Here is a 24887-nt window from a genome sequence, read left to right as displayed (position 1 = left end):
CTCCGGTGATCGAAGTACCGATACGGACGCTCTGAGTGTCGATGAGGGGAGCACGCCGATAGGGGCACTTCGCTGACACGTCACCCCAGCGCCGCAGCGAAGGCGGCGCCGTAGCGCCGGTAGCCCCGGCCGTTGGGGTGGGCGAAGTCGGGGCCGGAGTCGAGGACGCGGTTGATGTCGTGGGTCGCGGCTTCGAGCGCGACGGGGCGCAGACCCGGGTGGGCGGCGACGACCTCGCGGACGACCTCGGCGAGCACGATCCCGCGCTCGCGCACCACGCCGCGCTGGAGGTCGGGCACGTCGGCGACGAGCGACCCGGCGGGCAGCGCCGCGCACAGGGTCTCCAGGTCGCGGCGGAAGGCGTCGACGGGCGTGTCCTGCGCGGCGTCGTTGGTGCCGACGGCGAGCGCGATCAGCGCGGTGGGGTCGGTGAAGGCCTCCGGCGGCACGGCGGGGAGCTGGTCGGCGACGACGTCGGCGGCCGTGGCGCCGCAGACGCCGAGGTTCACCACGCGGACCCGCACGCCGTCGCGGGCCTCGATCGCGTCGGCGAGCCGGCCGGCCCAGGACCGCTCGGGGTGCACCGCGCCCAGCCCCTGCGCCAGCGAGTCGCCGAGCGCCACGAGCAGCACGTCCCCGGGGCTGCGCCGGCGGCGGCGCCAGTAGGCGGCGTGGTCGGGCTCCATCGTCGCCGCGCCCCACAGCCGCCAGGCCTGCCACGCGAACGGTGCGAGGACGCCGAGCAGGACGAGGGAGCGGATGCGCGGCACGCCCCTATCCTGGACGACCGTGCCCCGCCGAGCCCCCGACCCCGCCCAGGTGCGGGAGGACCTCCTGGCCGTGGTGCCGTGGGTCCGGGACCCGGACGCCGTGGAGCGTCCGCCGCGCCCCGTGCTCGCGGCCGCGGTGCGCTCGTCACTGCGGAGCCTGGAGCACTCCGCCCCCGGGCACTCCGTGGAGGTGCGGGTCCCGCCGTTCGGGGCCGTCCAGTGCGTGGAGGGGCCGCGGCACACGCGGGGCACCCCGCCCAACGTCGTCGAGACCGACGCGGCGACGTGGCTGGCCCTCGCGCTCGGCCTGCTGAGCTGGGAGGGCGCGACCGACCGGGTCTCGGTCTCCGGGCACCGTGCGCCCGAGATCGCCCGATGGCTCCCGGTGGTGGATGTTCATCGAACGAGTGAGAACGGCTGAGCCGTCCCGGTAGCGCCCGTACTATCGCCATGACCGGACCGTGACCGCACAGCTGGTCCAGGGGAGGGGAGGCCCGGTTGGAGCGGCCGAGCTGGGTTCCCGACGGCGTCGACGTCGACCGACCGAGCGCCGCGCGCGTGTACGACCACTACCTGGGCGGGCTGCACAACTTCGCGGCCGACCGGGCCATGGCGGCCGCCGCGGTCGCCGACTGGCCCGAGCTGCCGCGGATCATGCAGGCGAACCGCGCCTTCCTGCGCCGCGCCGTGCGCCACCTCGCCGACCAGGGCATCGACCAGTTCCTCGACATCGGTTCGGGCATCCCGACGGTCGGCAACGTCCACGAGGTCGCCCAGGCCGTGCGGCCCGATGCCCGGGTGGTCTATGTCGACATCGACCCGGTGGCCGTCGCCCACTCGCGCGCCCTGCTCGCCGACGACCCGCGGACCGGCGTCGTCCAGGCGGACCTGGTGGACGTCGACGCGGTGCTCGACGCGCCGGCGACGCGGTCGCTGCTCGACCTGTCGCGGCCGATCGGGCTCCTCGTCGTCGCCCTCCTGCACTTCGTGGGCGACGAGCGCCGGCCTGCCGAGGTCCTCGCGCGCTACCGGGAGGCGCTGGCGCCGGGCAGCCACCTGGTGATCAGCCACGCGAGCGCGGACGGCGCCCCCGACCGCGCCGGCGAGCACCAGTCGCTCTACCGCCGCACGGCCACCCCGATGACGATGCGCACGCGCGACGAGGTCGCCGGGCTGCTCGACGGCTTCACGCTCGTCGAGCCGGGCCTGGTGTTCCTGCCGCAGTGGCGCCCCGACGACCCGTCCGCGCCGCTCACGGCGCCCGAGCGCTTCACCGGCTACGCCGCCGTGGGCCGTCGTGACTGAGCGCGTGCCCGCCGCTCCCGGGACCGGCCGCCGGCCGGGAGCCGACCCCGTCGACGTCCTGGCCGCCGCGTGGGCCGACGAGGTCGAGGGCACCAGTTACGTGCCGATGGCGTCCGACGAGCTGCAGGCGCACCTGCGCGACCTCGCCGTCACGGTGGTCGACGCCGTCCTCGCCGACCCGCCGCGCCCCGAGGACGGCGCGGAGGTCGGGCGCCGCCTCGTCGCGGCCCACTTCACCGGCACGGCGACCGTCGAGCGGACGCTGGTGATGCTGGCCGAGCAGATCCCCGCGCTGTACGGGGCCGGGACGGCCCCCGCCGTCCACGCCGTCACCGCGGCGCTCGCCGCGGGGTACGCCGCGACGCTGCGCGACCGCACCCTCGACGAGCAGGAGGCCATCCGGCGGGCGGTGCTCGTCGCGCGCCACCACACCGAGCAGGCCCTGCACGCCAGCGAGGCCCGGTTCCGCGCGATGTTCCACGAGGCCGCGATCGGGATCGGGCTCGGCGACATGGAGGGCCGCATCCTCGAGGTCAACCCGTCGATGACGCGGATCTTCGGGCACACCGCCGAGGAGTTCCGCCGGCTGCGGGTCAGCGACCTCGCGCACCGGGACGACGCCGGGTCGGTCTGGGAGCTCTACGAGCGCCTGGTGCGCGGCGAGATCGACAACTTCCGGATCGAGAAGCGGTTCTACCGGCGCACCGGCGAGGAGATCGTCGGGCACCTGACGCTGTCGCTCGTGCGTGACGAGGAGGGCAGGCCCGCCTACCAGCTGGCGATGCTCGAGGACGTCACCGACCGGCACCGCCTGCAGGAGCACCTCGCCTACCAGGCCTATCACGACCCGCTCACGACGCTGGCCAACCGCGCCCGCTTCACCGAACGCCTCGAGCGGGTGTTCGCGGAGGCCGGTCCGGACTCCACGCGGCGGGTCGGCGTGTGCTTCCTCGACCTCGACGGCTTCAAGACCATCAACGACAGCCTCGGCCACGGCGTCGGCGACCTCATGCTCCAGGAGGTCGCCCGCCGTCTCGAGAACTGCGTCCGCGAGGGCGAGCTGGTCGCGCGCTCGGGCGGCGACGAGTTCGTGGTGCTCGTCGACGACTCCCACGGTGTCGACCGCCTCGTGACCCTCGCCGACCGGCTGCTGGCCGCCCTCGCGCCGCCGCTGCCACTGGCCGGGCAGGAGCTCTCGGTCGGCGCGAGCATCGGCGTCGTCGAGCAGGCCGTCCGCGAGACCAACGCCGTCGACCTCATGCGGGCCGCGGACATCACGCTCTACACGGCCAAGGCCGAGGGCCGCGGACGCTGGGCCGTGCACGACCCGGGCCGCGACGAGGCCGAGACCGCCCGGTTCACGCTCTCCGCCGCCCTGCCCTCGGCCGTGGCGCACGGCGAGTTCTTCGTGCTCTACCAGCCGCTGGTGTCGCTGGCCGACCACCGCGTCCGCGGCGTGGAGGCGCTGGTGCGCTGGCAGCACCCGCGCCTCGGCGTCCTCTCGCCGTCGCTGTTCATCGGGCCCGCGGAGGAGACCGGCGTCATCGTGGCCCTCGGGCGGGCGGTGCTGGAGATGGCGTGCCGTGACGCGCGCGACTGGTACGCCGAGTTCGGTGACGGCGCCCCGTTCGTCAGCGTCAACGTCGCGCCGCGCCAGCTCCACGAGCCCGGACTGGTGGCCGAGGTGGCCGCGCTGCTCGACCGCACCGGCCTGCCGTCGCACCGCCTGCAGGTCGAGCTGACCGAGCGCGCGCTCACCACCGACGAGGGCGCCCCGCTCAAGGCCCTCGACGGCCTGCGGGCGATGGGCGTGCGCATCGCCGTCGACGACTTCGGCACCGGCTACTCGAACCTCTCCTACCTGCGGAAACTCCCCGTCGACGTGATCAAGCTCGACGGCTCGTTCGGCGAGGGGCTGCGCGAGGAGGAGCTCTCGGACGAGGTCGACGAGCGCATCGTCGGCACCCTCGTCTCGCTCGGCCACGCCCTCGACCTGACCGTCACCGCCGAGGGCGTCGAGACCGCGGCGCAGGCGACCCGGCTGCGGGCGCTCGGGTGCGACGAGGGACAGGGCTGGCTCTTCGCGCCCGCGCTGCCCGCCGCCGACGTCGCCGACCTGGTGCGCCGGGGCGCGCCGCTGGCCGGCACGACCGGCCGCTGAGAGCCGCGTCGCGGTCCCCGGGCACGGGCGGTGCGCGTAGGCTGGGCCACGGCACGACTCGTGGCATCTCCGTCGACAAGGAGCCGTCCCGGTGGACCCAGCCGGATCCGATCCACGGCCCACGCCATCCACCACTCCGCCTCCCGGCCCGCCTCCCGAGGCCCCGTCGTTCGACGACGGCCCGAAGGAGGAGTGCGGCGTCTTCGGCGTCTGGGCGCCCGGCGAGGAGGTCGCGAAGCTCACCTACTTCGGGCTCTTCGCGCTCCAGCACCGCGGCCAGGAGGCCGCCGGGATGGCCGTCAGCGACGGCCGCCAGATCGTCGTGTTCAAGGACCTCGGGCTGGTCAGCCAGGTCTTCGACGAGCAGACGCTGTCGTCCCTGCGCGGCCACCTCGCGGTCGGCCACACGCGCTACTCCACCACGGGCTCGCCCACCTGGGAGAACGCCCAGCCGACCTTCCGCACCACCGCGGCGGGCACCGGGCTGGCGCTGGGGCACAATGGCAACCTGGTCAACACCGCCGAGCTGGTGCGTCGCCGGGACGGCGCCGCGGCCGGCAACGGGCACGCGCACCGCGCGCCCCGCGGGCGCTCGGCGCTCGACGGCGCGACCACCGACTCCGACGTCGTCACCGGGCTGCTCGCCGACTCCGCGGCCGACCTCGGGGTCGAGGAGGCGGCGCTGCGGCTGCTGCCCGACCTGCAGGGCGCGTTCAGCCTCGCCTTCTGCGACGAGACCACGCTCTACGCAGCCCGCGACCGCCACGGCGTGCGCCCGCTGGTGCTGGGCCGCCTCGACCGGGGCTGGGTCGTGGCCTCCGAGACCGCGGCGCTGGACATCGTCGGCGCCTCGTTCGTCCGCGAGGTCGAGCCCGGTGAGCTGATCGCCATCGACGCCGAGGGCCTGCGCAGCTCCCGCTTCGCCGCGCCGGAGCCCAAGGGCTGCATCTTCGAGTACGTCTACCTCGCCCGCCCCGACACCTCGATCGCCGGCCGGGGCGTGCACTCCGCGCGGGTCGAGATCGGGCGCCGGCTCGCCGGCGAGCACCCCGCCGAGGCCGACCTCGTCATCCCCGTGCCGGAGTCGGGCACGCCCGCCGCGATCGGCTACGCCGAGGGCTCGGGCATCCCCTACGGCCAGGGGCTGGTCAAGAACGCCTACGTGGGCCGCACCTTCATCCAGCCCTCGCAGACCATCCGCCAGCTGGGCATCCGGCTCAAGCTCAACCCGCTGCGCGAGATCATCCGCGGCAAGCGCCTCGTGGTCGTCGACGACTCGATCGTCCGCGGCAACACCCAGCGCTCGCTGGTCCGGATGCTGCGCGAGGCGGGCGCGGTCGAGGTGCACGTGCGCATCGCGAGCCCGCCGGTGCGCTGGCCGTGCTTCTACGGCATCGACTTCGCGTCGCGGGCCGAGCTCATCGCCAACGGTCTCGACGACGAGGGCGTGCGGCGGTCGGTCGGGGCGGACAGCCTCGGCTACATCTCCCAGGACGGTCTCGTCGCGGCGACCGACCAGCCGCGCTCGCGGCTGTGCACGGCGTGCTTCTCGGGCGAGTACCCGATCCCGCTGCCCACGGACGCGATGGTCGGCAAGCACCTGCTCGAGGACGTCACCGGCGCCAGCTGTGGCGACGGCGACTCCGGCGGGCCCGTGGTGCACGCCGGGCGGACGACCGGCGAGCTGCTCGGCAGCCCGGGATACGGTGCCGAGGACGCCCTGAGCCGTCCCTGACGCCCCTCCCACCCGCCCTGCGAGGTACCCGAACGATGACCCACGCCCCCGAGGACCCGGCGCGCGGATCCGATCCGCACGGCACCGGCGCCAGCTACGCCGCGGCCGGGGTGGACGTCGAGGCGGGGGACCGTGCGGTCGACCGGCTCAAGCCGCTGGCGGCGTCGACGTCGCGCGCGGAGGTCCTGGGCGGCATCGGGGGGTTCGCGGGGCTGTTCGCGCTGCGCACCGGGCGTTACCGGGAGCCGGTGCTGGCGGCGTCCACCGACGGCGTCGGCACCAAGCTCGCGGTCGCGCAGGCCGCCGACAAGCACGACACCGTGGGCCGTGACCTGGTGGCGATGGTGGTCGACGACCTCGTCGTCTGCGGCGCGGAACCCCTGTTCCTCCAGGACTACCTGGCCATCGGCAAGCTCGTGCCGGAGAAGGTCGAGAAGATCGTCTCCGGCATCGCCGAGGGCTGCAAGCTCGCCGGGTGCGCCCTGCTCGGCGGCGAGACGGCCGAGCACCCGGGCGTCATGGAGCCCCACCACTACGACCTGTCGGCCACGGGCGTCGGCGTCGTCGAGGCGGACGGGATGCTGGGACCGGACCGCGTCCGACCCGGCGACACCGTGGTCGCGATGGCCGCGTCGGGCCTGCACTCCAACGGCTACTCGCTGGCCCGCCAGGTGCTCCTGGAGATCGGGCGGATGTCGCTCGACGGCCACGTCGAGGAGTTCGGCCGCACGCTGGGCGAGGAGCTGCTCGAGCCCACCCGCATCTACGCCCGCGACTGCCTGGCCGTGGCCGCCGAGACCGACGTGCGCACCTTCGCCCACGTCACCGGCGGCGGCCTGTGCGCCAACCTCGCGCGGGTGCTTCCGGCCGGCGTCACCGCCGAGCTCGACCGCACCACGTGGACCCCGGCTCCGGTGTTCAAGCTCATCGCCTCCCGCGGCCGGGTGACCCGCGAGGAGATGGAGCGCACCTTCAACATGGGCGTCGGGATGGTGGTCGTGCTGCCGCCCGACGACGTCGACCGCGCCATGGCGGTGCTGACGGCCAAGCACGTGCCGTCCTGGGTGCTCGGCGAGGTCCGGGCCACCGCCGACGACGACGAGGCCGGCAAGAAGCACGGCCACGCGGTCCTGCGGGGCGACCACCCCCGCTTCTGAGCCCTAGTCGTCGGGCATGAGCTCCGAGTGGAGCTTGAGCACCCGCTGGCCGTCGGACTGCTCCAGCACGTAGGCCGGGTTGTCGTCCGAGCCGTTGCGGGTCTTCTTCTTGCCGTCGATGGTGCGCTCGACGCGATCGGTGTGGACTTCCTTCACCGTGGCCTCGGCCTGGCCGGGACCCCAGTTCCACTTCACGTCGTCGCCCTTGCTGAACGCCTTGGTCACGAGGCGCGGTTACCCGCCCGGAGGGCGGCGAAGCACGCCGCTCCCGGGAGGGATCCGTGTCAGCGAAGGAGAGCGGAGGTCACCGCTCGTCGTAGCTGTACTCACCCCAGCGCGCGTCGACCTGCTCGTCGTCGTCGGAGCGTCGCGTGAACCGGTCGTCGCCGCTGCCCAACTCCTGCTGCAGCGCGTCGAAGTCCGTGTTCGGGGAGCTGTACTTGAGCTCTCGGGCCACCTTCGTCTGCTTGGCCTTGGCTCGTCCGCGTCCCATGGCTGGACCCCCTCGCACAGGGCGGGGGCGGCCGGACTGTTCCGGCGGCCCCCTGAAATCTGAGGTAACTCTCGTGCCCACGACAATACCGTGTGTCCGATCGGGGTCGCGACGTGACATGGCACGATCGGCGCCCGTGCCCGCTCCCTTCGTCTGCTACCTGCGCGTCTACGAACCCCTCGGTGCGCTGCAGGGACCGCTGGCAGCGCGGGTACGGGCCGGTCTGAGCCGCGGTGCGGTGCCGGTGGTCGACGCCGGACGCCGCGATCGTGATGTGTGTCTCCGCGCACAGCTGGGCGCCCCGCCGCGGCTGCTCCCCGGGGAGCGCAGCGACGGCACGTCGTACGACGGCCCGGCCGACGTGCTCCTGGCCGAGGGGCCGGGCGGGACATCCGGGCAGGAGCCGGTCGGGCCGAAGACGCTCGTGTGCCCGCTGGAGACCCGCCCGCGCGCCGCGGCGGCCCTGGTCGGGTTCCTCAGCGGCGAGACGCCCGTGCTGCGCAGCGCGGCGCTGCCGGTGGAGGAGTCGGTGGTGCGGTCCCGCGCGGAGGCCGTCGTCGCCGAGCTCGGCGACTCGGCCACGCACATCGTCTCGGCGACGTGGACCGTCCCCCTGCCGTGGTTCGCCCTCGTCGACCCGGCCGAGCGCATCCTGGTGCTGCCGAGCGACGACGCGGTCACCGCGCCCGAGGCGCCGGCCCGCCGCTGCTACTGGCGCATGTCGATGGCCGACGCGCTCGCGCGCGCCGACCAGGGCGCCGACCTCCTCACCGAGACCCTCGGCGAGGACGGGCCCTCGGACGTGCTGCGCGACACGGCACGGTGGCTGCGCCACTTCGACGCCGGCGCGCTCGTCGAGCTCGACTACGGCGGTCTCGTGCAGCTGATGGACGACCAGACGCTCGCGGCCGACACCTCCGCCGAGGACGTCGCCGAGGCGCTCGAGGCCCTGCGTGCCGGCGACGCCGAGCGGGCGATGGGGAGCTACCGGCGCCTGCGCGACTTCTGGGCCGGCGTCGCGGCCCACCAGCGGGCGAACTAGGTGCCCTATCGGCGTGCTGTGCTGAATAGCGCAGGTAGGAGCACCTCGGAGTGCTCCAGCACTCCGAGGTGCTCACATGCCGTCAGGCACCCTCGCGCTCCTTGCGCAGGAGGTCGTCGACCGAGGCCGAGCCGTCGCGGTAGCGCCGGCCCATCTCGTCGTTGCAGGCGTCCATCACCTGCTGGACGCGGCCGCGGTGCTCGGAGACGGCGCCCTCCTCCTCGGCGTAGGCGGTCGCCGCGGCGGTGAGGTCGGTCTCGGAGAGGCCGGCGACGTCGGAGAGGCCGGTGTCGGCGAGGAGGGCCTCGACGTGGCGGCGGTGCGACTCGGCGCGGGAGGGCTGCACGGTGTGGTGCCGTCCGCGGCCGGCGGACGGGCCGAGGGCGTTGTCGGCGAGGATGCGCGGCAGCTCGTCGACCAGCGAGGGGGCGTCCTCGCCCCGGTCGGCGGCGACGCGGCGGCGCTGCTCGAACCGCACGATGTCCATGCGCGCGTGCAGCAGCCGGCGCAGGTAGGACAGGTCGGTCTCCTCCTGGGCCGCGTCGTCCCGCTTGGCGCGGACGTCGTCCATCGGACACGTCGTCAGGTCGGCGAGGAAGGCGGGGTCGAGCACGCGGTCGAGGCGCCGACGACCGCCCTGCCGGAACTCGATCATGCACGCCATGGTGCGTGACCAACGTGGGGGATGTCATCCCGCACCCGGGTCGACGCGTCGAGAGGTGCGTGCCGCGCGCGCGCCGGTCGCTCGACGGTGGGCGTGTCACCCGGATGTCGGCACGGGCCTCCCACCGCGTCCCAGCACCCGTGCGAGCCACGCGGGGTCGACGTTGCCGCCGCTGACCACCGCGACCGTGCGCCGCGCGCGGTCCCGCGACGGCATCGCCCGCCAGGCGGCCGTGGCCACCGCGCCGCTGGCCTCGCAGGGCACGCCGGCGCGGTGCAGGCGCCGGGTGGCCTCGGCGATCGCCTCCTCGTCGACGGTCACCACCTCGTCGACGAGGTCCCGGACGTGCGGCCAGGTGAGCTCCCCGAGCACGGTGGCGCGCAGGCCGTCCGCGGCCGTCGCCGCGACCTCCTCGCGGGGCCAGCGGACCCGCTGTCCGGCCCGCTTGCTCGCCGCCGCGTCCCCGGCCAGGGCGGGCTCGGCGCCGACGACCCGCACCGCGGAGCCGCGCAGCGCCGCCGCGATCCCGCTGATCAGCCCGCCCCCGCCGATCGGGACGACGACCTGCTCGACGTCCGGACGGTCAGCGAGGATCTCGGCGCCGACGGTGCCCTGTCCCGCGATGACGTCACGGTGGTCGTAGGGCGGGACCAAGGTCGCGCCGGTCTCGGCGACGACGGCGTCGGCCGCGGATTCCCGCCGGTCGGCGGTGACGCGCACCAGCCGGGCGCCGAGGTCGGTCATCGCGGCGACCTTGGCGGCCACGGCGTCGTCGGGGGCCACGACCGTGCACGGGACGCCGAGCCGCCGGGCGACCCACGCGAGGGCGCGCCCGTGGTTGCCCGAGGAGTGGGTGACGAGCCCGGCCGCGCGGCGGTCGGGCGTCAGGCGGCTCGCGGCGTGGAAGGCGCCGCGCAGCTTGAACGCGCCGATCGGCTGCAGGTCCTCGCGCTTGACCGCGAGACCGGCGAGGTCTCCGGGGAGGTCCTGGACGGGGGTGCGTCCGGCGACCCCGGCGAGCACCGCCGCGGCCGCGGCGACGTCGTCGGGGCTCAGCAAGGTCGACGGGTCGAGCTCGGCTCCGCTCCGTCTCCCCGGCAGGGTCACCCCTTCAGCCGCCGCATCGCCGCGCGCCCGGGCGGCTCGCCGGTGTCCGGCGGGATCGAGTCGGGGTCGACGGTGGCCGGGCCCGGCACGAAGCCCTCGCCCTCCGGCGCCACCCACAGCTCGGCGCCCTCCGCGGACGCGATCGCCAAGCGCTTGAGCAGGGCGAGCGCGACCGTCCCCAGCTCGTGGTGGCGCACCGCGCTCCCGATCCGGCCGACCGCGCGCCCGCCCTCGGCGGCGAGCACGGGCGTGCCCGGCAGCGGCAGCGGGTCGTCCCCGGACTGCAGGTGCAGCAGCACGAGCTGGCGCGGGGGGCGTCCCAGGTTGGCGACGCGCGAGACCGTCTCCTGGCCGCGGTAGCAGCCCTTCTGCAGGTGCACGGCCGCGCCGATCCAGCCCATCTCGTGCGGGATGGCGCGCTCGTCGGTGTCGAGGCCGAGACGCGGCTTCAGCGACGCGACCCGCAGGGCCTCGAACGCGTCGTGGCCGGCGGGACGCGCGCCGGCGCCGCGCAACCGCGACCACCAGGACGCGAGCCCGTCGCGCGGCACGATCAAGTCGACCGCGCCCTCCGCGTCCGGACCGGGCCAGGGCATGCGCCGCACGACTCCGCCGGAAGGCAGCGGTGCCGCCGCGTGGTCGCCGTGGGGGGCGTCGACGCCGGCGGCGGTGAGCACCTCGTCCACGGCGGGCCCGACGAGCGAGAGCAGGGCCCACTCCCCGGTGGCGTCGGCCACCTCGACCTGGGACCAGAAGCGCATCCGGTCGAGGTAGTCGGCCAGCCCGGCGGCCCGGCCGGGCTCGACGTCGAGCCACACCGTGTCGTCGACGTGGGCCAGCACGGCGTGGTGCTCGATGCGGCCCTGGGCGTCGAGGACGAGGCCCTCGGTGCCTGCGCCGTCGGGCAGGTCGGCGACCTGCTGGGACAGCAGCAGGTGCAGCCAGCTCAGCCGCTCGGGCCCGGTGACACGCACGATCCCGCGCTGGGAGCGGTCGACGACGCCGGCGCGACGGTTCAGCGCGCGCTGCTCGCCGAACGGGTCGCCGTAGTGGGCGGGGACGGCGGCGTCGAGCTCGGGCTCCGTGCCGTCGTCCGCGGGCTGGGGGGCGACGGCCCCCGGTTCGTCGAAGGAGGGGGAAGAGGTCACGGGGCGTCCTCCGCGAGCTCGGCGTCGGCGCGGTCCGCGCAGTCGCGGCAGGTGCCCGACAGCGCGACGTGCGTGGCGTCCAGGCGGAAGCCGTGCGACTCCCGCAGGGCGCCGGCCAGGTCGTCGAGAGCCGAGGCCTCGATCTCGTCGACCCGGCCGCAGTGGTGACAGACGAGGTGGACGTGCTCGTGCTCGGACGTCGCGTACGTCGGCGCGCCGTGCCCGAGGTGCGTGTGCTTGACGACCCCGAGCTGCTCGAGCAGGTCCAGCGTCCGGTAGACCGTGGTGATGTTCACCGCGGGCGCGATCTCCTGCACCCGGGTGCAGATCGTCTCCGGTGTCGCGTGACCGAGCTCCGCGACCGCGTCGAGCACCAACTGGCGCTGCGGGGTCATGCGCAGGCCGCGACGGTGCAGCGTCTGCCGCAGTTCGGTGTCCACCCCGCTCATGGTATGCCTCGTCGGCGGTCCTCCGACGGGTGCACGCGGCGCGTCCGGCCCCCGCCGCTCCGTGCACGGGGCTGCCGTGGTCCCTACGATCGGGAGGGTTCCGCGCCCACAGCAGGCGCTCCGCCGTTCCCGGCCCCAGGCAGGTGATGATGACGACCGGTGAGCAGGGACGCACACCGCCCGACGCGGAGCACTACCTGGACCTCTCGGGCATCGAGGAGGACAGCCCGGGTCCGCACTTCGACGTGGTGCTGCGGGGCTACGACCGCCGCCAGGTCGACGAGCACGTGGCCGGCCTGCGCCGGATGAACGCCCAGCTCCGCGCCCAGCTCGCCGTCCGTGAACGCCGGCGCTCCGCCTCCGGCCCGGACGCGGCCGCCCTCGAGGGGCGGCTGTCCGACACGATCCCCGAGGCGCGCCGCACGCCGCCCGCCGAGGAGGAGGAGGCCGCGGGCAACCCGGACATGGTGGGCGCCTTCAACGACCGCCTGCGCGGCATCCTGCAGGCCGCCGAGCAGGAGGCGCAGCTCGTGCGCAGCAAGGCCGCGGAGTCCCTGCTGGCCGAGCACGCCGAGTCCCGCGCGGCGCTCGCCGAGCTGCGGGCCCAGCGCGACGCCGTCGTCGACGAGCTCGTCCGTCTGCGCGGCCGTCTCGACGACATCGTCTCCGGGCCGGTGCGCCCGTCCGCGGGTCCGCCCGCACCGCCCGCACCGCCCCGGCCCGCGGCGCCGGGCGCACCGGGGCCCCAGCCCGGCCCATGGCGGGGCCCGGGACGTCCACCCGCACCGCCCGGACCCGGGCCGCGTCCGCCCTACGGCGCGGGGCGGCCCGTCCCGCCCGGGGCGCCGGCGCCCATGGCCGTACCGGCCGGCGACGGCCGCGCCCACGGGCAGGACCCGACCCTCGCGGCGCCCCGCGACCAGATCGACGCGGCGGGGGTCGAGGACACCCTGACCGTCCATGCCACCCCGGCCCCCGAGGACGCGACGGAGACCGCGGCGGGCGCCGGGACCGACGCCGGGACCGACGCCGACGCCGACACCGGGTCCGCGGACGCGGTCGAGGTCGAGGTGACCGAGGGCGCCCACCCCTCGACGGCGGCGACCCGTCCGGCCCCCTCGACGCCGGAGCGTGCGGCAGACGGGTGACCCGTCCGACGGTCAGTGACCGTTCGACCCGCCGTGACGCGCCCGGACGGCGTACCGTCTGCGGGCATGCGCGTGCTCGAGTCCCCGATCACGTGGATCGTGGTGGCTGCCGTCCTCCTGGTCATCGCCCTGGTGCTGATCATCGTGTCCGGCGTGCGCCGCCGCCGCGCCCGGCGGGCCGCGGCCGCCGCGGCCTGGCCGCCGCCGGCGCTCGAGGCGGGACGGGTCGACCCGGAGGCCGCGTGGACCGGCCCGCCGGGCGAGGCCGCGCCCCGGCACGTGACGCGCAAGCCCGTGTCCAACCTGGGTGGCACCCCGGACGAGGCGTCGCGTGCGGACTACGCCGACCCGTCGACCGATCCGCTCGACGTCGACGCCGTGCGGGCGGGACTCGCGGGGGATGACCCCGAGGCGGCGGCGACCGGCGCGTCGCCCGCCGACGGCGCCGAGGAGCCGTCGGACGGCACGGCGGTCGAGGCGGCCACGATGGTCACGGACGTCACGGCGGCCACGGCCCACGACGCCGACGAGACCGGCACCGCGGCGGCGGACGCCCCCGCGACCTCGAGCGGGATCACCCCGGCGGCCCCGAGCGAGAGCAGTCCGACGGCCGACGACGCTCCGTCCACCCCGGCCGCGGACCGCGCGGTCGCGCCGCTCTTCCGGCCGTACGCCGTGAGCCTCGCGACCGCCGCCGCCGCGCCGGACACCCCCGACCGTCGCGGCACCGACGAGGCCCCCGGCTCGGCCGCGCACCGTCCCCGCCACGCCGCGGCCGAGACGGAGATCCCCGACGGCGGGACGGACGCCGGGGCGGCGGACCGGCCGTCCCCGACCCCGCGCGCCTCCTCGCCGGCGGCTCCGGTCGGCGGTGCGACCGAGGCGGCCAAGGACCGGCTGCTCGCCGTGCTCCTGCGGGACCCGGGCGCCGCGGTCGCGGCGCTGGCGGCCGCCGAGGGCGGCGCGAACGGCTCCGGCGGCGGGCCGGGGGAGAAGGACGTCACCGCGCTGCTGCGCGCCGGGCTGAGCCCGGCCCAGGTGGCCGGTCTCGTGGGCGTCGACGAGGACCGGCTCGCGACCGTCGTCGCGCGCGGCCTCGGCCTCCTCCCCGGGGATCAGGCATCCGGCGGCGGTGCCGCCACCGGCGAGAACCGCACCGACGATCCGGGTCGCAGCTGGGCGAACACCGCCAGCTCGGCGGGGTCGACGACGCCGACGACGGGATAGCCGCCCGTCGTCGGGTGATCGGCGAGGAAGACCACGGGCTGCCCGTCGGGCGGGACCTGGACGGCACCGCCGACCAGACCTTCGCTGCGCAGCTCCACGCCGCGGCGGTCCGCCGCGCGCTCGAGCGGCGGGCCCTCGAGTCGCACGCCCACACGGTCACCGGTCGGGGCCACCGTCCAGGTCCCGGCGCGCAGGCGCGCGGCGGCCCCGTCGACCCAGTCCGTCCGCGGCCCCAGGTGCAGGCGCAGCACGGCCGCGTCCGGGGCGACCGACACACCGATCGCGCCGGTACCGACGGGCGGCACGGACGGCGGCGGGCCGAGCGGGAGCCGGGTGCCGACCTCCAGCGCCGACGGTCCGAGCCCCGAGAGCGTGTCCGCGCTGCGGCTGCCGAGCACCGGGTCGACCGTGATGCCCCCGCCGACGGCCAGGTAGCCGCGCAGCCCCGTCGGCGGCGGCGGGACCGCCACGACGTCCCCGGCGAGCAGGTGCACGGGCTGGTGGGACGCGAGCGTGCGGTCCGGGGCGCCGTCGCGTCGTCGCCGCAGACCGCCGGGCGGGCCGGTGAGCGCGACCGTGGTCGCCGCCGTCGCGCGGAGGGCGAGTCCACCGAGGAGCACCTCCAGCCCGGCGGCGTCCGGCGGGTTGCCGACGAGGCGTTGGGCCAGCGCGTGGGCGGGGTGGTCGAGCGCGCCGGCCGGGGGCACGCCGATGTGGGCCCAGCCGGGCCGTCCGCGGTCGACGACGAGGGCCTGCGGGCCGACCTCGGTGACCACGAGCTCGCGGGTCACGCGGACCCCGCGTCCCGGAACCGGACGGTCGTGCCCGGCACGAGCAGCGCCGGCGGGTCGCGGTCGGGGTCGAAGAGGACGGGCGCGTCGTCGGTGAGCCGCCCGATCAGCCGCCACCCGCCGGGCGAGGTGCGCGGGTACACGCCGCCGAACTCCCCGGCGACGCCGACGGAGCCGGCCGGGATGCGGGGCCGGGGGGTGTCGAGGCGGGGCTGCTGGAGGGGCTCGGGCAGCCCCGTGAGATAGGCGAAGCCCGGCGCGAAGCCCCCGAAGGCGACCGTCAGCGTCGCCCCGGTGTGCGCCGTGACGACCTCGGCGGCCGACCAGCCCGCGTCCCGGGCCACGAGCCCGAGGTCCTCGCCGTCGTAGACCACCGGCAGCTCGACGGTGCCCGCGTCGTCCCGGTCCGGCACGGCGGTGGTGTCGACGTCGTCGAGCAGCGTCCGGACGGCGCGCAGCGCTTCGCGGTCGCCCGGCGCGGTCACCAGCACCGTGCGGGCGGCGGGCACGACGTCGACGACCCCGGGCAGCTCGCCGCGGTCGAGGGCGTGGCGCAGCGCGGTCCCGACCGCGGCCACCTGGTCGAGCCCGTCGAGGTCGACCAGGAGGGCCTCCGGGCCGGCCGGGCGGACCTCCACGGTGGACGCGTCAGCCGACGACGCGGTGCAGGCGGGCGGAGGTGTGCGGCTGCAGCGGCTGGCCCTCCATGGCGCGCTCCTCGACGTAGGCGAGGTCGCCGTCCTCGACGATGCCGTAGAGGCGCGTCGCGCCGTTGACCTCCTTGGCCGTGGAGGTGCGGGCGATCGCGTCGGTCTGCAGCTCCCAGGACGTCTGCGTGCGGCTCGCGCCGTAGTACAGCTCGATGATCCCGGTGTGGTGGGCGAGCAGGAGCTCGATCGTGCCGTCCTCCTGCGCGCGCCACCAGCCGACCTCGCGGGCGGCGGGGCGCACGACCGCGCCCCCGGGCCCGTCGAGGATCCAGCTGCGCGCCTCCCAGGACAGGAACGGGCGACCGTCGTGGGCCACGGTGATCTGCTGACCGAAGTGGAACGGGCCGTCGATCGTCGGGTAGACGACCTCGCCCTCGCCGCGCCACACCCCGACCAGCGGCAGCAGGCCGAGCAGCGCGTCGTTCAGCTCGGGGCCGAGGCGCAGGTTGGCGGTGTCGTTCTCGATCGGGAGATCGGGCCAGGCCGGGAGGTTCGCGTCGCGCGTGTGCTCGGCGCGCTCCGCCGCGGCCCGGATCGCCTCGTTGCCGCTGCTGCCCTCGGGCAGGTCGGCGTCGTCGGGGGTCGGGGGCGTGCTCATCGCTCCTCCTCGCCGGTGAGGGCCTCGTCGCGGAAGAGTCGCCGCGTCAGCGCGACGCCGACGGTCAGGATCCCGGCGCTGCACGCGGCGAGCAGGACGGTGTAGAACCACGCCACCGGCCCACCCTAACGAAACGACACCGCCCGCCCGCCGCGCCCGGTGCGGGCGTGGCGAGCGGGCGGCTCGGTGATCGAAGTACCGATACGGACGCTGAGTGTCTGCGACGGCACTTCGCTGACACGACGTCAGGCGACGGCGACCTCGGTGGTGAAGAGGCCCGGGCCGCCGACGGCGACCTCGGACTGGCCGTTGCCCGAGCGCGAGAGCGCGCGGACGGTCCAGGTCCCGGGGGCCGCGAAGAACCGGTAGTCGCCGGAGGCGGACGAGACGACCTCGGCGGTGAACTCGCCGGTGCCGTCGAGGAGGCGGACGTAGGCGCCGCTGACGGGCGAGCCGCCGGAGGTCACCTTGCCGACGACGACCGACTCCTTGCTCAGGTCGGTGCCGGCGGGCAGGTCGGCGTTCTGGTCAGGTGCGCTGCACATCAGGACTTACCGTCCCCCGTCTCGACCGGCACACCGACGAGCGAGCCGTACTCGGTCCAGCTGCCGTCGTAGTTCTTCACGTCGGTCTCGCCGAGCAGCTCGTGCAGGGCGAACCAGGTGTGCGAGCTGCGCTCGCCGATGCGGCAGTAGGCGATGGTCGGGCGCGAGGAGTCCAGGCCCTGCTCCTCGTAGAGCTTCCGGAGCTCGTCGTCCGACTTGAAGGTGCCGTCCTCGTTGGCGGCCTTCGACCACGGCACGTTCAGCGCCGAGGGGATGTGGCCGCCGCGCTGCGCCTGCTCCTGCGGGAGGTGCGCCGGGGCGAGGAGCTTGCCGGAGAACTCGTCGGGCGAGCGGACGTCGACGAGGTTCTTGGTGCCGATGGCGTTGACGACCTCGTCGCGGAACGCGCGGATGGAGCTGTCCTGCTCCTGCGCGGTGAACTGCGTCGCCGGGCGCTGCGGGACCTCGGTGTCGAGCTTGCGCCCGTCGAGCTCCCACTTCTTGCGGCCGCCGTCGAGGAGCTTCACGGCCTGGTGGCCGTAGAGCTTGAAGTACCAGTACGCGTAGGCCGCGAACCAGTTGTTGTTCCCGCCGTAGAGCACGACGGTGTCGTCGTTCGCGATGCCCTTCGAGGAGAGCAGCTTCTCGAAGCCGGCCTTGTCGACGAAGTCGCGGCGCACCGGGTCCTGCAGCTCGGTCTTCCAGTCGAGCTTCACCGCGCCGGGGATGTGCCCCCCGTCGTACGCGGTGGTGTCCTCGTCGACCTCGACGAAGACGGTGTTCGGGGCGTCGAGGTTCTGCTCGGCCCAGTCGGCACTGACCAGGGCGTCCTGGCGGCTCATGTGTGTCCTGCTCCTCGGGATTGCTCGGGTGTTTCGGACGGTGCGGACGGGCGACGCACACGGCCGGGACCAGCGGACACACTGCGATGACTCAGGTGAACGGTCTCCGGGCGGACGTCGTCCGGGGAGGGGTCAGCGACAGAGGCTGGAGTCGACGCGGCACAGATCGACCGCGCGGCGCTGGGTGAGCCCTCCGTTCACGGCCGCCACGCTACCGAAGATTCGGCCCTCGACCGAGGGTGATCTCACTCGTCCGTCGTCGGTGTCTCAGCCCGTGCGCCGCAGCGGGGCGAGCGTGGTCAGCAGATCGGCCCGCCGCGGCACCCCGACGGTGCGGGCGAGCTCGACGCCGCGGGGATCGACGACCAGCGTCGTCGGGGTGCGATCGATGCGCAGGAGCCGCACCAGCTCGGGCCGCATCGCCACGTCCACCTCGCGGACGGTCACCCCGGGGTGCTCCGAGGCGACGTCGGTGAGCACGGCACGCGAGGCGCGGCAGTCGGCGCTGAACTGCGAGGACAGCTGCAGCAGCGCGAGGCCCCAGGGGGGTGCGGCGAGGTCGTGGGGCAGGACGCCGCGGACCGGGACGCCGGGGTGCGGCGAGACTGCACGCAGGTCGCGGCGGGTGCCCTCCGGTCCGGGGTCGTCGACCGGGGCGGGCGGCGGCAGCGGGCGCGCGGCCCGGCGACGTCGGAGCCGCAGCAGCGCGAGGACGAGGCCGGCGACGAGCACGACCACCAGCGCGACGACGGCCACCACGAGCACCCAGCCCGGCACCGCACCCCTCCCCCCGTCGCCGTGACGACGCCCCGCGAGCACCCGTCGAGGTGACGCCCCGGGCGTTGCTCACCCACCGTAGCCCGCTCACGGTCCTGCCCGGTCGACGGCCCGCGGGCCGCTCGGGCCCGCCCGGGACCGGGCGACGTGACATGGAACGCGCGGGCGGGTGACAGCGCGGTGAACTGGTCTATCGTTCGACGCACGATCGCGGAGGGAGACAAGCGTGGAGCTCCTACTGCTCACCGCCGACCCCGAGCCGACGTCAGTGTTGCCGTCGCTGGCCCTGCTACCCCATGGACTCCGGACCGCGGCCCCCGAGGTCGCGGCCCTGCTCGACGCAGGCCCGCACGACGCCGTGCTGGTCGACGCCCGCCACGACCTCGCCGCCGCCCGCAGCCTGTGCCGCCTGCTCGGCTCCACCGGCCTGGACGTGCCCGTCATCGCCATCCTCACCGAGGGCGGCCTCGTCGCCGTGTCCCTCGAGTGGGGCGTCGACGAGGTGCTGCTGCCCGGCGCCGGGCCCGCCGAGATCGACGCCCGCCTGCGCCTGCTGCGGGCCCGGCGCGCCTCCGACGGTGCCGGGGCCGACGGCGCCCTGGTCCTCGGTGAGCTGGTCATCGACGAGGCCACCTACACCGCGCGGCTGCGCGGGCGCCCGCTCGACCTCACCTACAAGGAGTTCGAGCTCCTCAAGTACCTCGCCCAGCACGCCGGTCGGGTCTTCACCCGCGCCCAGCTGCTGCAGGAGGTCTGGGGCTACGACTTCTTCGGCGGCACGCGCACCGTCGACGTCCACGTGCGGCGCCTGCGCGCCAAGCTCGGCCCCGAGCACGAGCAGCTCATCGGCACCGTGCGCAACGTCGGCTACAAGTTCGTGCGCCCGATGCGCGGGGTGCTGGGCACGAGCCGGTCGGAGACCGCCGACGAGACCGCCGAGCACGCCGAGGTCGACGACAAGGACGCCCCCGGGCCTGCCGGGCCGTCCGGACCATCAGGACGAGGCCTGCCCGCGACGCCGATGCCGCGATCCTCGGTGCCCACCGGATCGTGGGACGACGCCCGGGTGGTCCGGCCCGCCGCGTGGGCCCGGGGCGTGTGACGCGACGTCGGTGACGCACGTCGGCCGGTCGTCCCCGCTACGGTCCGGCCCGTGCTCATGACGCGGTGGGTGTCGACGGCCACCCCGCAGGACGGATCGCCGGACGGGGACGACGTGCGGGCGCTCGCTGCCGCCGTCGCGGCCGCGGACGCCGTCGACGCCTACGCCGAGCCGGCCCGGCGCGACATCGCGGCCCTCGGCATCGGGACGGGCCACGCGCGTCCCACGTCCCGGCACCTGTTGGTGCACGAGGGAGACGAGCTCGTGGGCCACGCCCTGCTCGACGAGGAGAACCCCGACGACCCGGTGGCCGAGCTCGCGGTCCTGCCCGCCCGGCGACGGCACCGCGTCGGCGCGACCCTCGTCGACGCGGTCGTCGAGGCCGCGCCCGCGGTCCGCTTCTGGGCCCACGGCGACCACCCCGGTGCCGCGCGCCTGGCCGAGCGCGCGGGACGCAGGCGGGCCCGCGAGCTGTGGCGCATGCGCCGTCCCGCGCCCGGGCACGAGGCGCCGCCGCTGCCGGAGCTCGTGGTCCCCGACGGCGTCGCGATCCGTCCGCTGCGGGTCGGCCGGGACGAGGACGCCGTCGTCGCCGTGAACAACCGCGCGTTCTCGTGGCACCCCGAGCAGAGCGGCTGGACCCGCGCCGACGTCGCCGAGATCGAGGCCGAGCCCTGGTTCGACGCCGACGGCGTGCTGCTCGCGTGGGACACCGCGACCGGGCAGCTGCTCGGCTTCCACTTCACCAAGGTCCACGACGTCCTCCCGGAACGGCTCGGCGAGGTCTACGTCGTCGGCGTCGACCCGGGCGCCCAGGGCCGCGGTCTGGGCCGCGCCCTGACCCTCGCGGGGCTCCACCACCTGGCCGGTCGCGGCCTGCGCACGACCATCCTCTACGTGGAGGGCGACAACGCCGCGGCGATCGCCACCTACCGTCGGCTCGGCTTCGAGCGGGACGCGGTGGACGTCTCCTACCAGCGCTGATCGCTGGCTGTGATTGGTGCCGCACCTGATCACTCTTCCGGGTGGCGTCCGGTGTGCCCGTTCATCTCCCGTTCACTCCGCTAGCTCCATGCGTCCACCCGGCCTCCCTAACCTCCGGGTCGTGGCGCGATCTCGCGCCGCGCCACGCCCACGTGGAGGTGGGCACGACGGACACGGAGGACGTTCTGTGAGGTATCAGCGGCGCGCGGCGGCGGTCGGCCTGATCGCTGCCACGGCGCTCCTGCTCGCCGCCTGCGGCAGCGACGACAACGCAGCCGGCGGGGGAGTCTCCGCCGCGCCGGGCGTGACGTGCGGCGGCAAGCCCGACCTGCGGGCCAGTGGTTCGTCGGCCCAGAACAACGCGATGACGCGCTTCGTCTCGACCTACCAGCAGACCTGCCAGGGCCAGACGCTGAACTACACCCCGAGTGGTTCCGGCGCCGGCCGCAACGAGTTCCTCGGCGGCCAGACCGACTTCGCCGGCTCGGACTCCGCGCTCAAGACGGGCGACGAGACCAACCGCGCCCAGCAGCGCTGCGCCTCGCCGGCGTGGAACCTGCCGCTGGTGTTCGGCCCGGTCGCGATCGCCTACAACCTCCCCGGCGTGACCGACCTCGTGCTCGACGGCACGACGGCTGCGAAGATCTTCAACGGCCAGATCACGACGTGGAACGACCCGGCGATCGCCGCCCTCAACCAAGGCAAGGCGCTGCCGGCCGCGCCGATCGTCGTGAACTTCCGCTCCGACGAGTCGGGCACCACCGAGAACTTCCAGAAGTACCTGGTCACGGCCTCGAACAACGCCTACGGCAAGCCGGCCGCGCAGACCTTCAACGGCGGCGTGGGCGCCGGTGCCCGCGGCAGCCAGGGCGTCGCCGACGCCACCAAGAACACCCCGAACTCGATCAGCTACGTGGAGGCGTCGTTCGCCCAGCGTGGAGGCCTGGGTATCGCCCAGGTCATCAACGCCGGCGGCGGCCAGCCCGTGCCGCTCACCACCGAGTCGGTCGCGACGGCCGTGAACAACGTCCAGATCACGGGCCAGGGTAACGACCTGACCCTCGACCTGAACAGCCTCTACGGCACCCGGGCCCCGGGCGCGTACCCGATCGCGCTCGCGACCTACGAGATCGTCTGCTCGAACTACCAGGACGACCAGACCGCCGCGGCGGTCCGGGCCTTCCTGCAGACGGCGCTGTCGCCGAACGCGCAGCAGGCGCTGCCGGACGCGGGCTACGTCCCGCTGCCCGACCAGTTCAAGCAGCGTGTGACGACCGCGGTCAACGCGATCCAGTAGGGACCGGCCACACCGATTGACCAGCGACGACGAGGCGGACGGAAACCGGGCTGTGACCGAACGCACCACGGCGCAGGCCCCGTCGCCGGGTCCTCAGGACGAGGACCCGGCGGCCGGGTCGGCCACTCTTGACACCGTGACCGACTCCGACCCTGCTCCCGACGGGAGGTCCCAGGGGTCCTCGCCCCGGGGACGCGGTGAACGCGTCTTCCGGGGGCTGACCTCCGGGTCCGGCCTCCTCGTCGTCGTGGCCGTCGCCGCGATCGGCCTCTTCCTGCTCGTGCAGGCGGTGCCGTCGCTGATGGCCAACAACGCGAACTTCTTCACGTCGCCGGAGTTCAACACCCGCGACGCCGCGAACCTCAGCTTCGGCATCCGCGACCTGCTCGCGGTCACCCTGCTGTCCTCGCTGTTCGCCCTCGCCATCGCGATGCCCGTCTCGCTGGGCATCGCCCTGTTCCTGACCCAGTACGCGCCCAAGCGGGTCGCCCGGCCCTTCGCCTACGTGATCGACCTCCTGGCCGCCGTGCCGTCGATCATCTACGGCCTCTGGGGCATCGCGGTGCTCGCGCCGGCCCTGCTGCCGATCGCGACGTGGCTGCAGGGCAACCTGGGCTGGTTGTTCCTCTTCGCGCCGGGCAACCTGCCGGTGCTCACCGGGACGATCTTCACCGGCGGCGTCGTGCTCGCGGTGATGATCCTGCCGATCACCACCGCGGTCACCCGCGAGGTGTTCTCCCAGACCCCGCGCTTCCAGATGGAGGCCGCCCAGGCGCTGGGGGCCACCCGCTGGGAGGTCATCCGCATGGCCGTCCTGCCCTACGGGCGCAGCGGCTACATCGCGGGGTCCATGCTCGGCCTCGGGCGCGCGCTCGGCGAGACGATCGCGGTCCTCATCGTCATCCGTGCGGCCACCTCCCCGTCGCACCTCAGCCTCTTCGACGGCGGCTACACGTTCGCGTCGCTCATCGCGTCGGCGGCCTCGGAGTTCAGCCAGCCGCTGCCGACCGGCGCGTACATCGCCGCCGGTCTGGTCCTGTTCGTCCTGACGTTCGTGGTCAACGCGATCGCGCGCGTCGTCGCCGGCGGGAAGGTGAACGGCTGATGGCCACCGACACGGGCCTCGAGCGCCCCGACCGCCCCGCCACCGCTCCGGCGTTCCAGCCGCTGAGCACCGGGCGGAAGATCAAGGACAAGCTCGCGACGGTGCTGGTGAGCCTCGCGTTCCTCATCGCCGTCGTGCCCCTGGTGTGGGTGATCGTCACCGTCGTCGGTCGCGGCATCGGCGCGATCGTGTCGGCCGACTGGTGGGGCAAGTCGCTGTCCGGCGTGCTGCCCGAGTCGTTCGCCGGCGGCGTCTACCACGCCATCTACGGCACGCTGATCCAGGCGCTGATCGCCGGCGTCATCGCGGTGCCGATCGGCATCCTCGCCGCGGTCTACCTCGTCGAGTACGGCCGCGGCCGGCTCGCGAGGACCACCAGCTTCATGGTCGACATCCTCGCGGGCGTGCCCTCGATCGTCGCCGCGCTGTTCATCTTCGCGGCCTTCATCTCGATCCTGGGCGCACAGCAGAGCGCCTTCATGGTGTCGCTGGCCCTGGTGCTGCTCATGCTCCCGGTGGTCATCCGCAACACCGAGGAGATGCTGCGCCTGGTGCCCGACGAGCTCCGCGAGGCGTCCTACGCCCTGGGCATCCCGAAGTGGAAGACGATCCTGCGGATCGTGCTGCCCACGGCCCTGTCGGGCACCGTCACCGGGATCATGCTGGCGCTCGCCCGCGTCATGGGCGAGACCGCCCCGGTGCTCGTGCTGGTCGGCTACTCGCAGTCGATCAACTTCGACCCGTTCTCCGGGAACATGGCCTCGCTGCCGCTGCTGATGTTCTCGGAGCTGTCGAACCCGGAGCCGGCCGGTCAGTTCCGCATCTGGGGCGCGGCGCTGACGCTGATCCTGATCATCATGATCCTGCAGCTCGGGGCGAGCGTCGTGTCCCGCTTCTCCGCCATCTCGAAGTAGAGGAATCCCGTGGCCAAGCGTCTCGACCTCAAGGCCGTCGACATCTACTACGGCGACTTCCACGCCGTCCAGGACGTCAACCTGTCGGTGGCGCCGCGCAGCGTCACCTCGTTCATCGGGCCCTCGGGCTGCGGCAAGTCGACGGTGCTGCGCACGCTCAACCGCATGCACGAGGAGATCCCCGGTGCCCGCGTCGACGGGGAGGTGCTCCTCGACGGGGAGGACATCTACCAACGCGGCTCCGACGCCGTCGCCGTCCGCCGCACCATCGGCATGGTCTTCCAGCGCCCGAACCCGTTCCCCACGATGTCCATCCGCGACAACGTCGTGGCCGGGCTCAAGCTCCAGGGCGTCCGCGACAAGAAGAAGCTCGACGAGGTCTGCGAGGCCTCGCTGCGCGGCGCCAACCTGTGGAAGGAGGTCTCCGGCCGGCTCGACAAGCCGGGCGGCGGCCTCTCCGGCGGTCAGCAGCAGCGCCTGTGCATCGCCCGCGCGATCGCGGTGGCACCGGACGTGCTGCTCATGGACGAGCCGTGCTCGGCGCTCGACCCGATCTCGACGCTGGCGATCGAGGACCTGATCGCCGACCTCAAGAAGGACTACACGATCGTCATCGTCACCCACAACATGCAGCAGGCGGCGCGGGTGAGCGACCAGACGGCGTTCTTCAACCTCGAGGCGACCGGCAAGCCCGGCAAGCTCGTCGAGATCGACGACACTGCGACGATCTTCTCGAACCCCACCGAGCAGGCCACCGAGGACTACATCTCCGGCCGCTTCGGCTGAGCTCGCCCGGTGTCGCAGCGAACGGGTATC

Annotated in this window: 27 protein-coding genes and 1 pseudogene; 14 read left to right on the top strand and 14 right to left on the bottom strand. The window is 74.6% G+C overall.

Annotation, left to right across the window (positions count from 1 at the left end; translation table 11 throughout):
- Positions 1-80: 80 nt before the first annotated feature.
- Positions 81-770 carry an SGNH/GDSL hydrolase family protein gene (locus ACR9E3_RS03160; protein WP_460378435.1) on the bottom strand — a complete coding sequence of 230 codons (690 nt, stop codon included), beginning with the start codon at positions 768-770 and terminating at the stop codon, positions 81-83.
- A 19-nt stretch (positions 771-789) separates the two neighbouring features.
- Between ACR9E3_RS03160 and ACR9E3_RS03155 the strand changes: the two genes are divergently transcribed.
- The 5 genes from ACR9E3_RS03155 to purM all read left to right on the top strand — a co-directional run bounded on the left by ACR9E3_RS03155 (position 790) and on the right by purM (position 7128).
- Positions 790-1191 carry a sterol carrier family protein gene (locus ACR9E3_RS03155; RefSeq protein ID WP_460378433.1) on the top strand — a complete coding sequence of 134 codons (402 nt, stop codon included), beginning with the start codon at positions 790-792 and terminating at the stop codon, positions 1189-1191.
- Positions 1192-1268: 77 nt separating this feature from the next.
- On the top strand, positions 1269-2075 hold the full coding sequence (locus ACR9E3_RS03150; protein ID WP_460378431.1) for an SAM-dependent methyltransferase: 807 nt from the start codon (positions 1269-1271) through the stop codon (positions 2073-2075).
- Positions 2068-4236 carry a putative bifunctional diguanylate cyclase/phosphodiesterase gene (locus ACR9E3_RS03145; RefSeq protein ID WP_460378429.1) on the top strand — a complete coding sequence of 723 codons (2169 nt, stop codon included), beginning with the start codon at positions 2068-2070 and terminating at the stop codon, positions 4234-4236. The genes ACR9E3_RS03150 and ACR9E3_RS03145 overlap by 8 nt, the downstream gene beginning before the upstream one ends.
- A 91-nt stretch (positions 4237-4327) precedes the next feature.
- A complete protein-coding gene (gene purF / locus ACR9E3_RS03140) occupies positions 4328-5971 on the top strand; it encodes an amidophosphoribosyltransferase (protein ID WP_460378428.1) in 1644 nt (547 codons plus the stop codon).
- A 35-nt stretch (positions 5972-6006) separates the two neighbouring features.
- Positions 6007-7128 carry a phosphoribosylformylglycinamidine cyclo-ligase gene (purM, locus tag ACR9E3_RS03135; protein ID WP_460378426.1) on the top strand — a complete coding sequence of 374 codons (1122 nt, stop codon included), beginning with the start codon at positions 6007-6009 and terminating at the stop codon, positions 7126-7128.
- A gap of 3 nt (positions 7129-7131) precedes the next feature.
- Here the strand turns inward: purM and ACR9E3_RS03130 are convergent, their stop codons facing one another.
- Together ACR9E3_RS03130 and ACR9E3_RS03125 are read right to left on the bottom strand one after the other, a co-directional pair.
- Positions 7132-7353: a hypervirulence associated TUDOR domain-containing protein gene (locus ACR9E3_RS03130; RefSeq protein WP_285651617.1), complete on the bottom strand. Its 222-nt coding sequence runs from the start codon at positions 7351-7353 to the stop codon at positions 7132-7134.
- A gap of 79 nt (positions 7354-7432) precedes the next feature.
- Positions 7433-7621, bottom strand: a complete 189-nt coding sequence (locus ACR9E3_RS03125; RefSeq protein ID WP_285651620.1) for a DUF3073 domain-containing protein — start codon at positions 7619-7621, stop codon at positions 7433-7435.
- A gap of 136 nt (positions 7622-7757) precedes the next feature.
- Here ACR9E3_RS03125 and ACR9E3_RS03120 point away from each other — a divergent pair, with 136 nt between their 5' ends.
- Positions 7758-8663: a hypothetical protein gene (locus ACR9E3_RS03120; RefSeq protein ID WP_460378424.1), complete on the top strand. Its 906-nt coding sequence runs from the start codon at positions 7758-7760 to the stop codon at positions 8661-8663.
- Positions 8664-8745: 82 nt separating this feature from the next.
- On the opposite strand, the gene ACR9E3_RS03115 is transcribed toward ACR9E3_RS03120, so the two are convergent.
- The 4 genes from ACR9E3_RS03115 to ACR9E3_RS03100 form a co-directional block, all read right to left on the bottom strand.
- Entirely contained in the window at positions 8746-9318 is a 573-nt protein-coding gene (locus ACR9E3_RS03115; RefSeq protein WP_460378422.1) for an RsiG family protein, read from the bottom strand.
- 105 nt (positions 9319-9423) lie between these two features.
- Positions 9424-10386 (bottom strand): threonine ammonia-lyase, encoded by a 963-nt coding sequence (locus tag ACR9E3_RS03110; protein ID WP_460378420.1) that lies wholly within the window; start codon positions 10384-10386, stop codon positions 9424-9426.
- 44 nt (positions 10387-10430) lie between these two features.
- Positions 10431-11582, bottom strand: a complete 1152-nt coding sequence (ygfZ, locus tag ACR9E3_RS03105; protein ID WP_460378418.1) for a CAF17-like 4Fe-4S cluster assembly/insertion protein YgfZ — start codon at positions 11580-11582, stop codon at positions 10431-10433.
- Positions 11579-12031: a Fur family transcriptional regulator gene (locus ACR9E3_RS03100; protein ID WP_460378416.1), complete on the bottom strand. Its 453-nt coding sequence runs from the start codon at positions 12029-12031 to the stop codon at positions 11579-11581. Before ACR9E3_RS03100 ends, ygfZ begins: the two co-directional genes overlap by 4 nt.
- Positions 12032-12180: 149 nt before the next feature.
- Between ACR9E3_RS03100 and ACR9E3_RS03095 the strand changes: the two genes are divergently transcribed.
- Both ACR9E3_RS03095 and ACR9E3_RS03090 read left to right on the top strand, forming a co-directional pair.
- Entirely contained in the window at positions 12181-13179 is a 999-nt protein-coding gene (locus tag ACR9E3_RS03095) for a DivIVA domain-containing protein (RefSeq protein ID WP_460378415.1), read from the top strand.
- A 66-nt stretch (positions 13180-13245) separates the two neighbouring features.
- Positions 13246-14406 carry a hypothetical protein gene (locus ACR9E3_RS03090; RefSeq protein ID WP_460378413.1) on the top strand — a complete coding sequence of 387 codons (1161 nt, stop codon included), beginning with the start codon at positions 13246-13248 and terminating at the stop codon, positions 14404-14406.
- Here the strand turns inward: ACR9E3_RS03090 and ACR9E3_RS03085 are convergent.
- From ACR9E3_RS03085 to ACR9E3_RS03055, 7 genes are all read right to left on the bottom strand, one after another.
- Positions 14295-15197, bottom strand: a complete 903-nt coding sequence (locus ACR9E3_RS03085; RefSeq protein WP_460378411.1) for a 5-oxoprolinase subunit C family protein — start codon at positions 15195-15197, stop codon at positions 14295-14297. The two genes, ACR9E3_RS03090 and ACR9E3_RS03085, sit on opposite strands and share 112 nt — an antisense overlap.
- Positions 15194-15835 (bottom strand): 5-oxoprolinase subunit B family protein, encoded by a 642-nt coding sequence (locus ACR9E3_RS03080; protein WP_460378410.1) that lies wholly within the window; start codon positions 15833-15835, stop codon positions 15194-15196. The genes ACR9E3_RS03085 and ACR9E3_RS03080 overlap by 4 nt, the downstream gene beginning before the upstream one ends.
- A 10-nt stretch (positions 15836-15845) precedes the next feature.
- Positions 15846-16505: a heme-binding beta-barrel domain-containing protein gene (locus ACR9E3_RS03075; protein WP_285651643.1), complete on the bottom strand. Its 660-nt coding sequence runs from the start codon at positions 16503-16505 to the stop codon at positions 15846-15848.
- A gap of 245 nt (positions 16506-16750) precedes the next feature.
- On the bottom strand, positions 16751-17050 hold the full coding sequence (locus tag ACR9E3_RS03070; protein ID WP_460378408.1) for a DUF1416 domain-containing protein: 300 nt from the start codon (positions 17048-17050) through the stop codon (positions 16751-16753).
- Positions 17050-17892: a sulfurtransferase gene (locus tag ACR9E3_RS03065; RefSeq protein ID WP_460378407.1), complete on the bottom strand. Its 843-nt coding sequence runs from the start codon at positions 17890-17892 to the stop codon at positions 17050-17052. The genes ACR9E3_RS03070 and ACR9E3_RS03065 overlap by 1 nt, the downstream gene beginning before the upstream one ends.
- Positions 17893-18024: 132 nt before the next feature.
- Positions 18025-18093: a putative leader peptide gene (locus ACR9E3_RS03060; RefSeq protein ID WP_460379059.1), complete on the bottom strand. Its 69-nt coding sequence runs from the start codon at positions 18091-18093 to the stop codon at positions 18025-18027.
- A gap of 66 nt (positions 18094-18159) precedes the next feature.
- Entirely contained in the window at positions 18160-18669 is a 510-nt protein-coding gene (locus ACR9E3_RS03055; RefSeq protein WP_460378405.1) for a TlpA family protein disulfide reductase, read from the bottom strand.
- Positions 18670-18895: 226 nt separating this feature from the next.
- On the opposite strand from ACR9E3_RS03055, the pseudogene ACR9E3_RS03050 reads away from it, so the two are divergent.
- From ACR9E3_RS03050 to pstB, 6 genes and pseudogenes are all read left to right on the top strand, one after another.
- Positions 18896-19571 (top strand): annotated as a pseudogene (locus ACR9E3_RS03050) (winged helix-turn-helix transcriptional regulator); the annotation flags it as partial.
- A 257-nt stretch (positions 19572-19828) separates the two neighbouring features.
- Positions 19829-20755, top strand: coding sequence for a mycothiol synthase (gene mshD / locus ACR9E3_RS03045; protein WP_460379058.1), 927 nt, complete (start codon positions 19829-19831; stop codon positions 20753-20755).
- A gap of 187 nt (positions 20756-20942) precedes the next feature.
- The gene (pstS, locus tag ACR9E3_RS03040; RefSeq protein ID WP_460378403.1) at positions 20943-22052 is read left to right on the top strand and encodes a phosphate ABC transporter substrate-binding protein PstS; all 1110 of its coding nucleotides are present in this window, start codon (positions 20943-20945) and stop codon (positions 22050-22052) included.
- 136 nt (positions 22053-22188) lie between these two features.
- Positions 22189-23157, top strand: a complete 969-nt coding sequence (gene pstC / locus ACR9E3_RS03035; protein ID WP_460378401.1) for a phosphate ABC transporter permease subunit PstC — start codon at positions 22189-22191, stop codon at positions 23155-23157.
- Positions 23157-24071, top strand: a complete 915-nt coding sequence (pstA, locus tag ACR9E3_RS03030) for a phosphate ABC transporter permease PstA (protein ID WP_460378399.1) — start codon at positions 23157-23159, stop codon at positions 24069-24071. The genes pstC and pstA overlap by 1 nt, the downstream gene beginning before the upstream one ends.
- Positions 24072-24080: 9 nt before the next feature.
- Positions 24081-24857, top strand: a complete 777-nt coding sequence (gene pstB / locus ACR9E3_RS03025; RefSeq protein ID WP_460378397.1) for a phosphate ABC transporter ATP-binding protein PstB — start codon at positions 24081-24083, stop codon at positions 24855-24857.
- Positions 24858-24887: the final 30 nt, after the last annotated feature.

The organism is Actinomycetospora sp. C-140 (assembly GCF_054796175.1).
This window is presented reverse-complemented; position numbering and strand designations above follow the sequence as displayed.

Coding starts and splice junctions, on each gene's coding strand:
- ACR9E3_RS03075 (WP_285651643.1), bottom strand. CDS start 16,505: ATGAGCACGCCCCCGACCCCCGACGACGCCGACCTGCCCGAGGGCAGC.
- mshD (WP_460379058.1), top strand. CDS start 19,829: ATGACGCGGTGGGTGTCGACGGCCACCCCGCAGGACGGATCGCCGGAC.
- ACR9E3_RS03065 (WP_460378407.1), bottom strand. CDS start 17,892: ATGAGCCGCCAGGACGCCCTGGTCAGTGCCGACTGGGCCGAGCAGAAC.
- ACR9E3_RS03100 (WP_460378416.1), bottom strand. CDS start 12,031: ATGAGCGGGGTGGACACCGAACTGCGGCAGACGCTGCACCGTCGCGGC.
- ACR9E3_RS03090 (WP_460378413.1), top strand. CDS start 13,246: ATGCGCGTGCTCGAGTCCCCGATCACGTGGATCGTGGTGGCTGCCGTC.
- ACR9E3_RS03070 (WP_460378408.1), bottom strand. CDS start 17,050: ATGTGCAGCGCACCTGACCAGAACGCCGACCTGCCCGCCGGCACCGAC.
- ACR9E3_RS03095 (WP_460378415.1), top strand. CDS start 12,181: ATGACGACCGGTGAGCAGGGACGCACACCGCCCGACGCGGAGCACTAC.
- purM (WP_460378426.1), top strand. CDS start 6,007: ATGACCCACGCCCCCGAGGACCCGGCGCGCGGATCCGATCCGCACGGC.
- pstA (WP_460378399.1), top strand. CDS start 23,157: ATGGCCACCGACACGGGCCTCGAGCGCCCCGACCGCCCCGCCACCGCT.
- ACR9E3_RS03125 (WP_285651620.1), bottom strand. CDS start 7,621: ATGGGACGCGGACGAGCCAAGGCCAAGCAGACGAAGGTGGCCCGAGAG.
- ACR9E3_RS03115 (WP_460378422.1), bottom strand. CDS start 9,318: ATGATCGAGTTCCGGCAGGGCGGTCGTCGGCGCCTCGACCGCGTGCTC.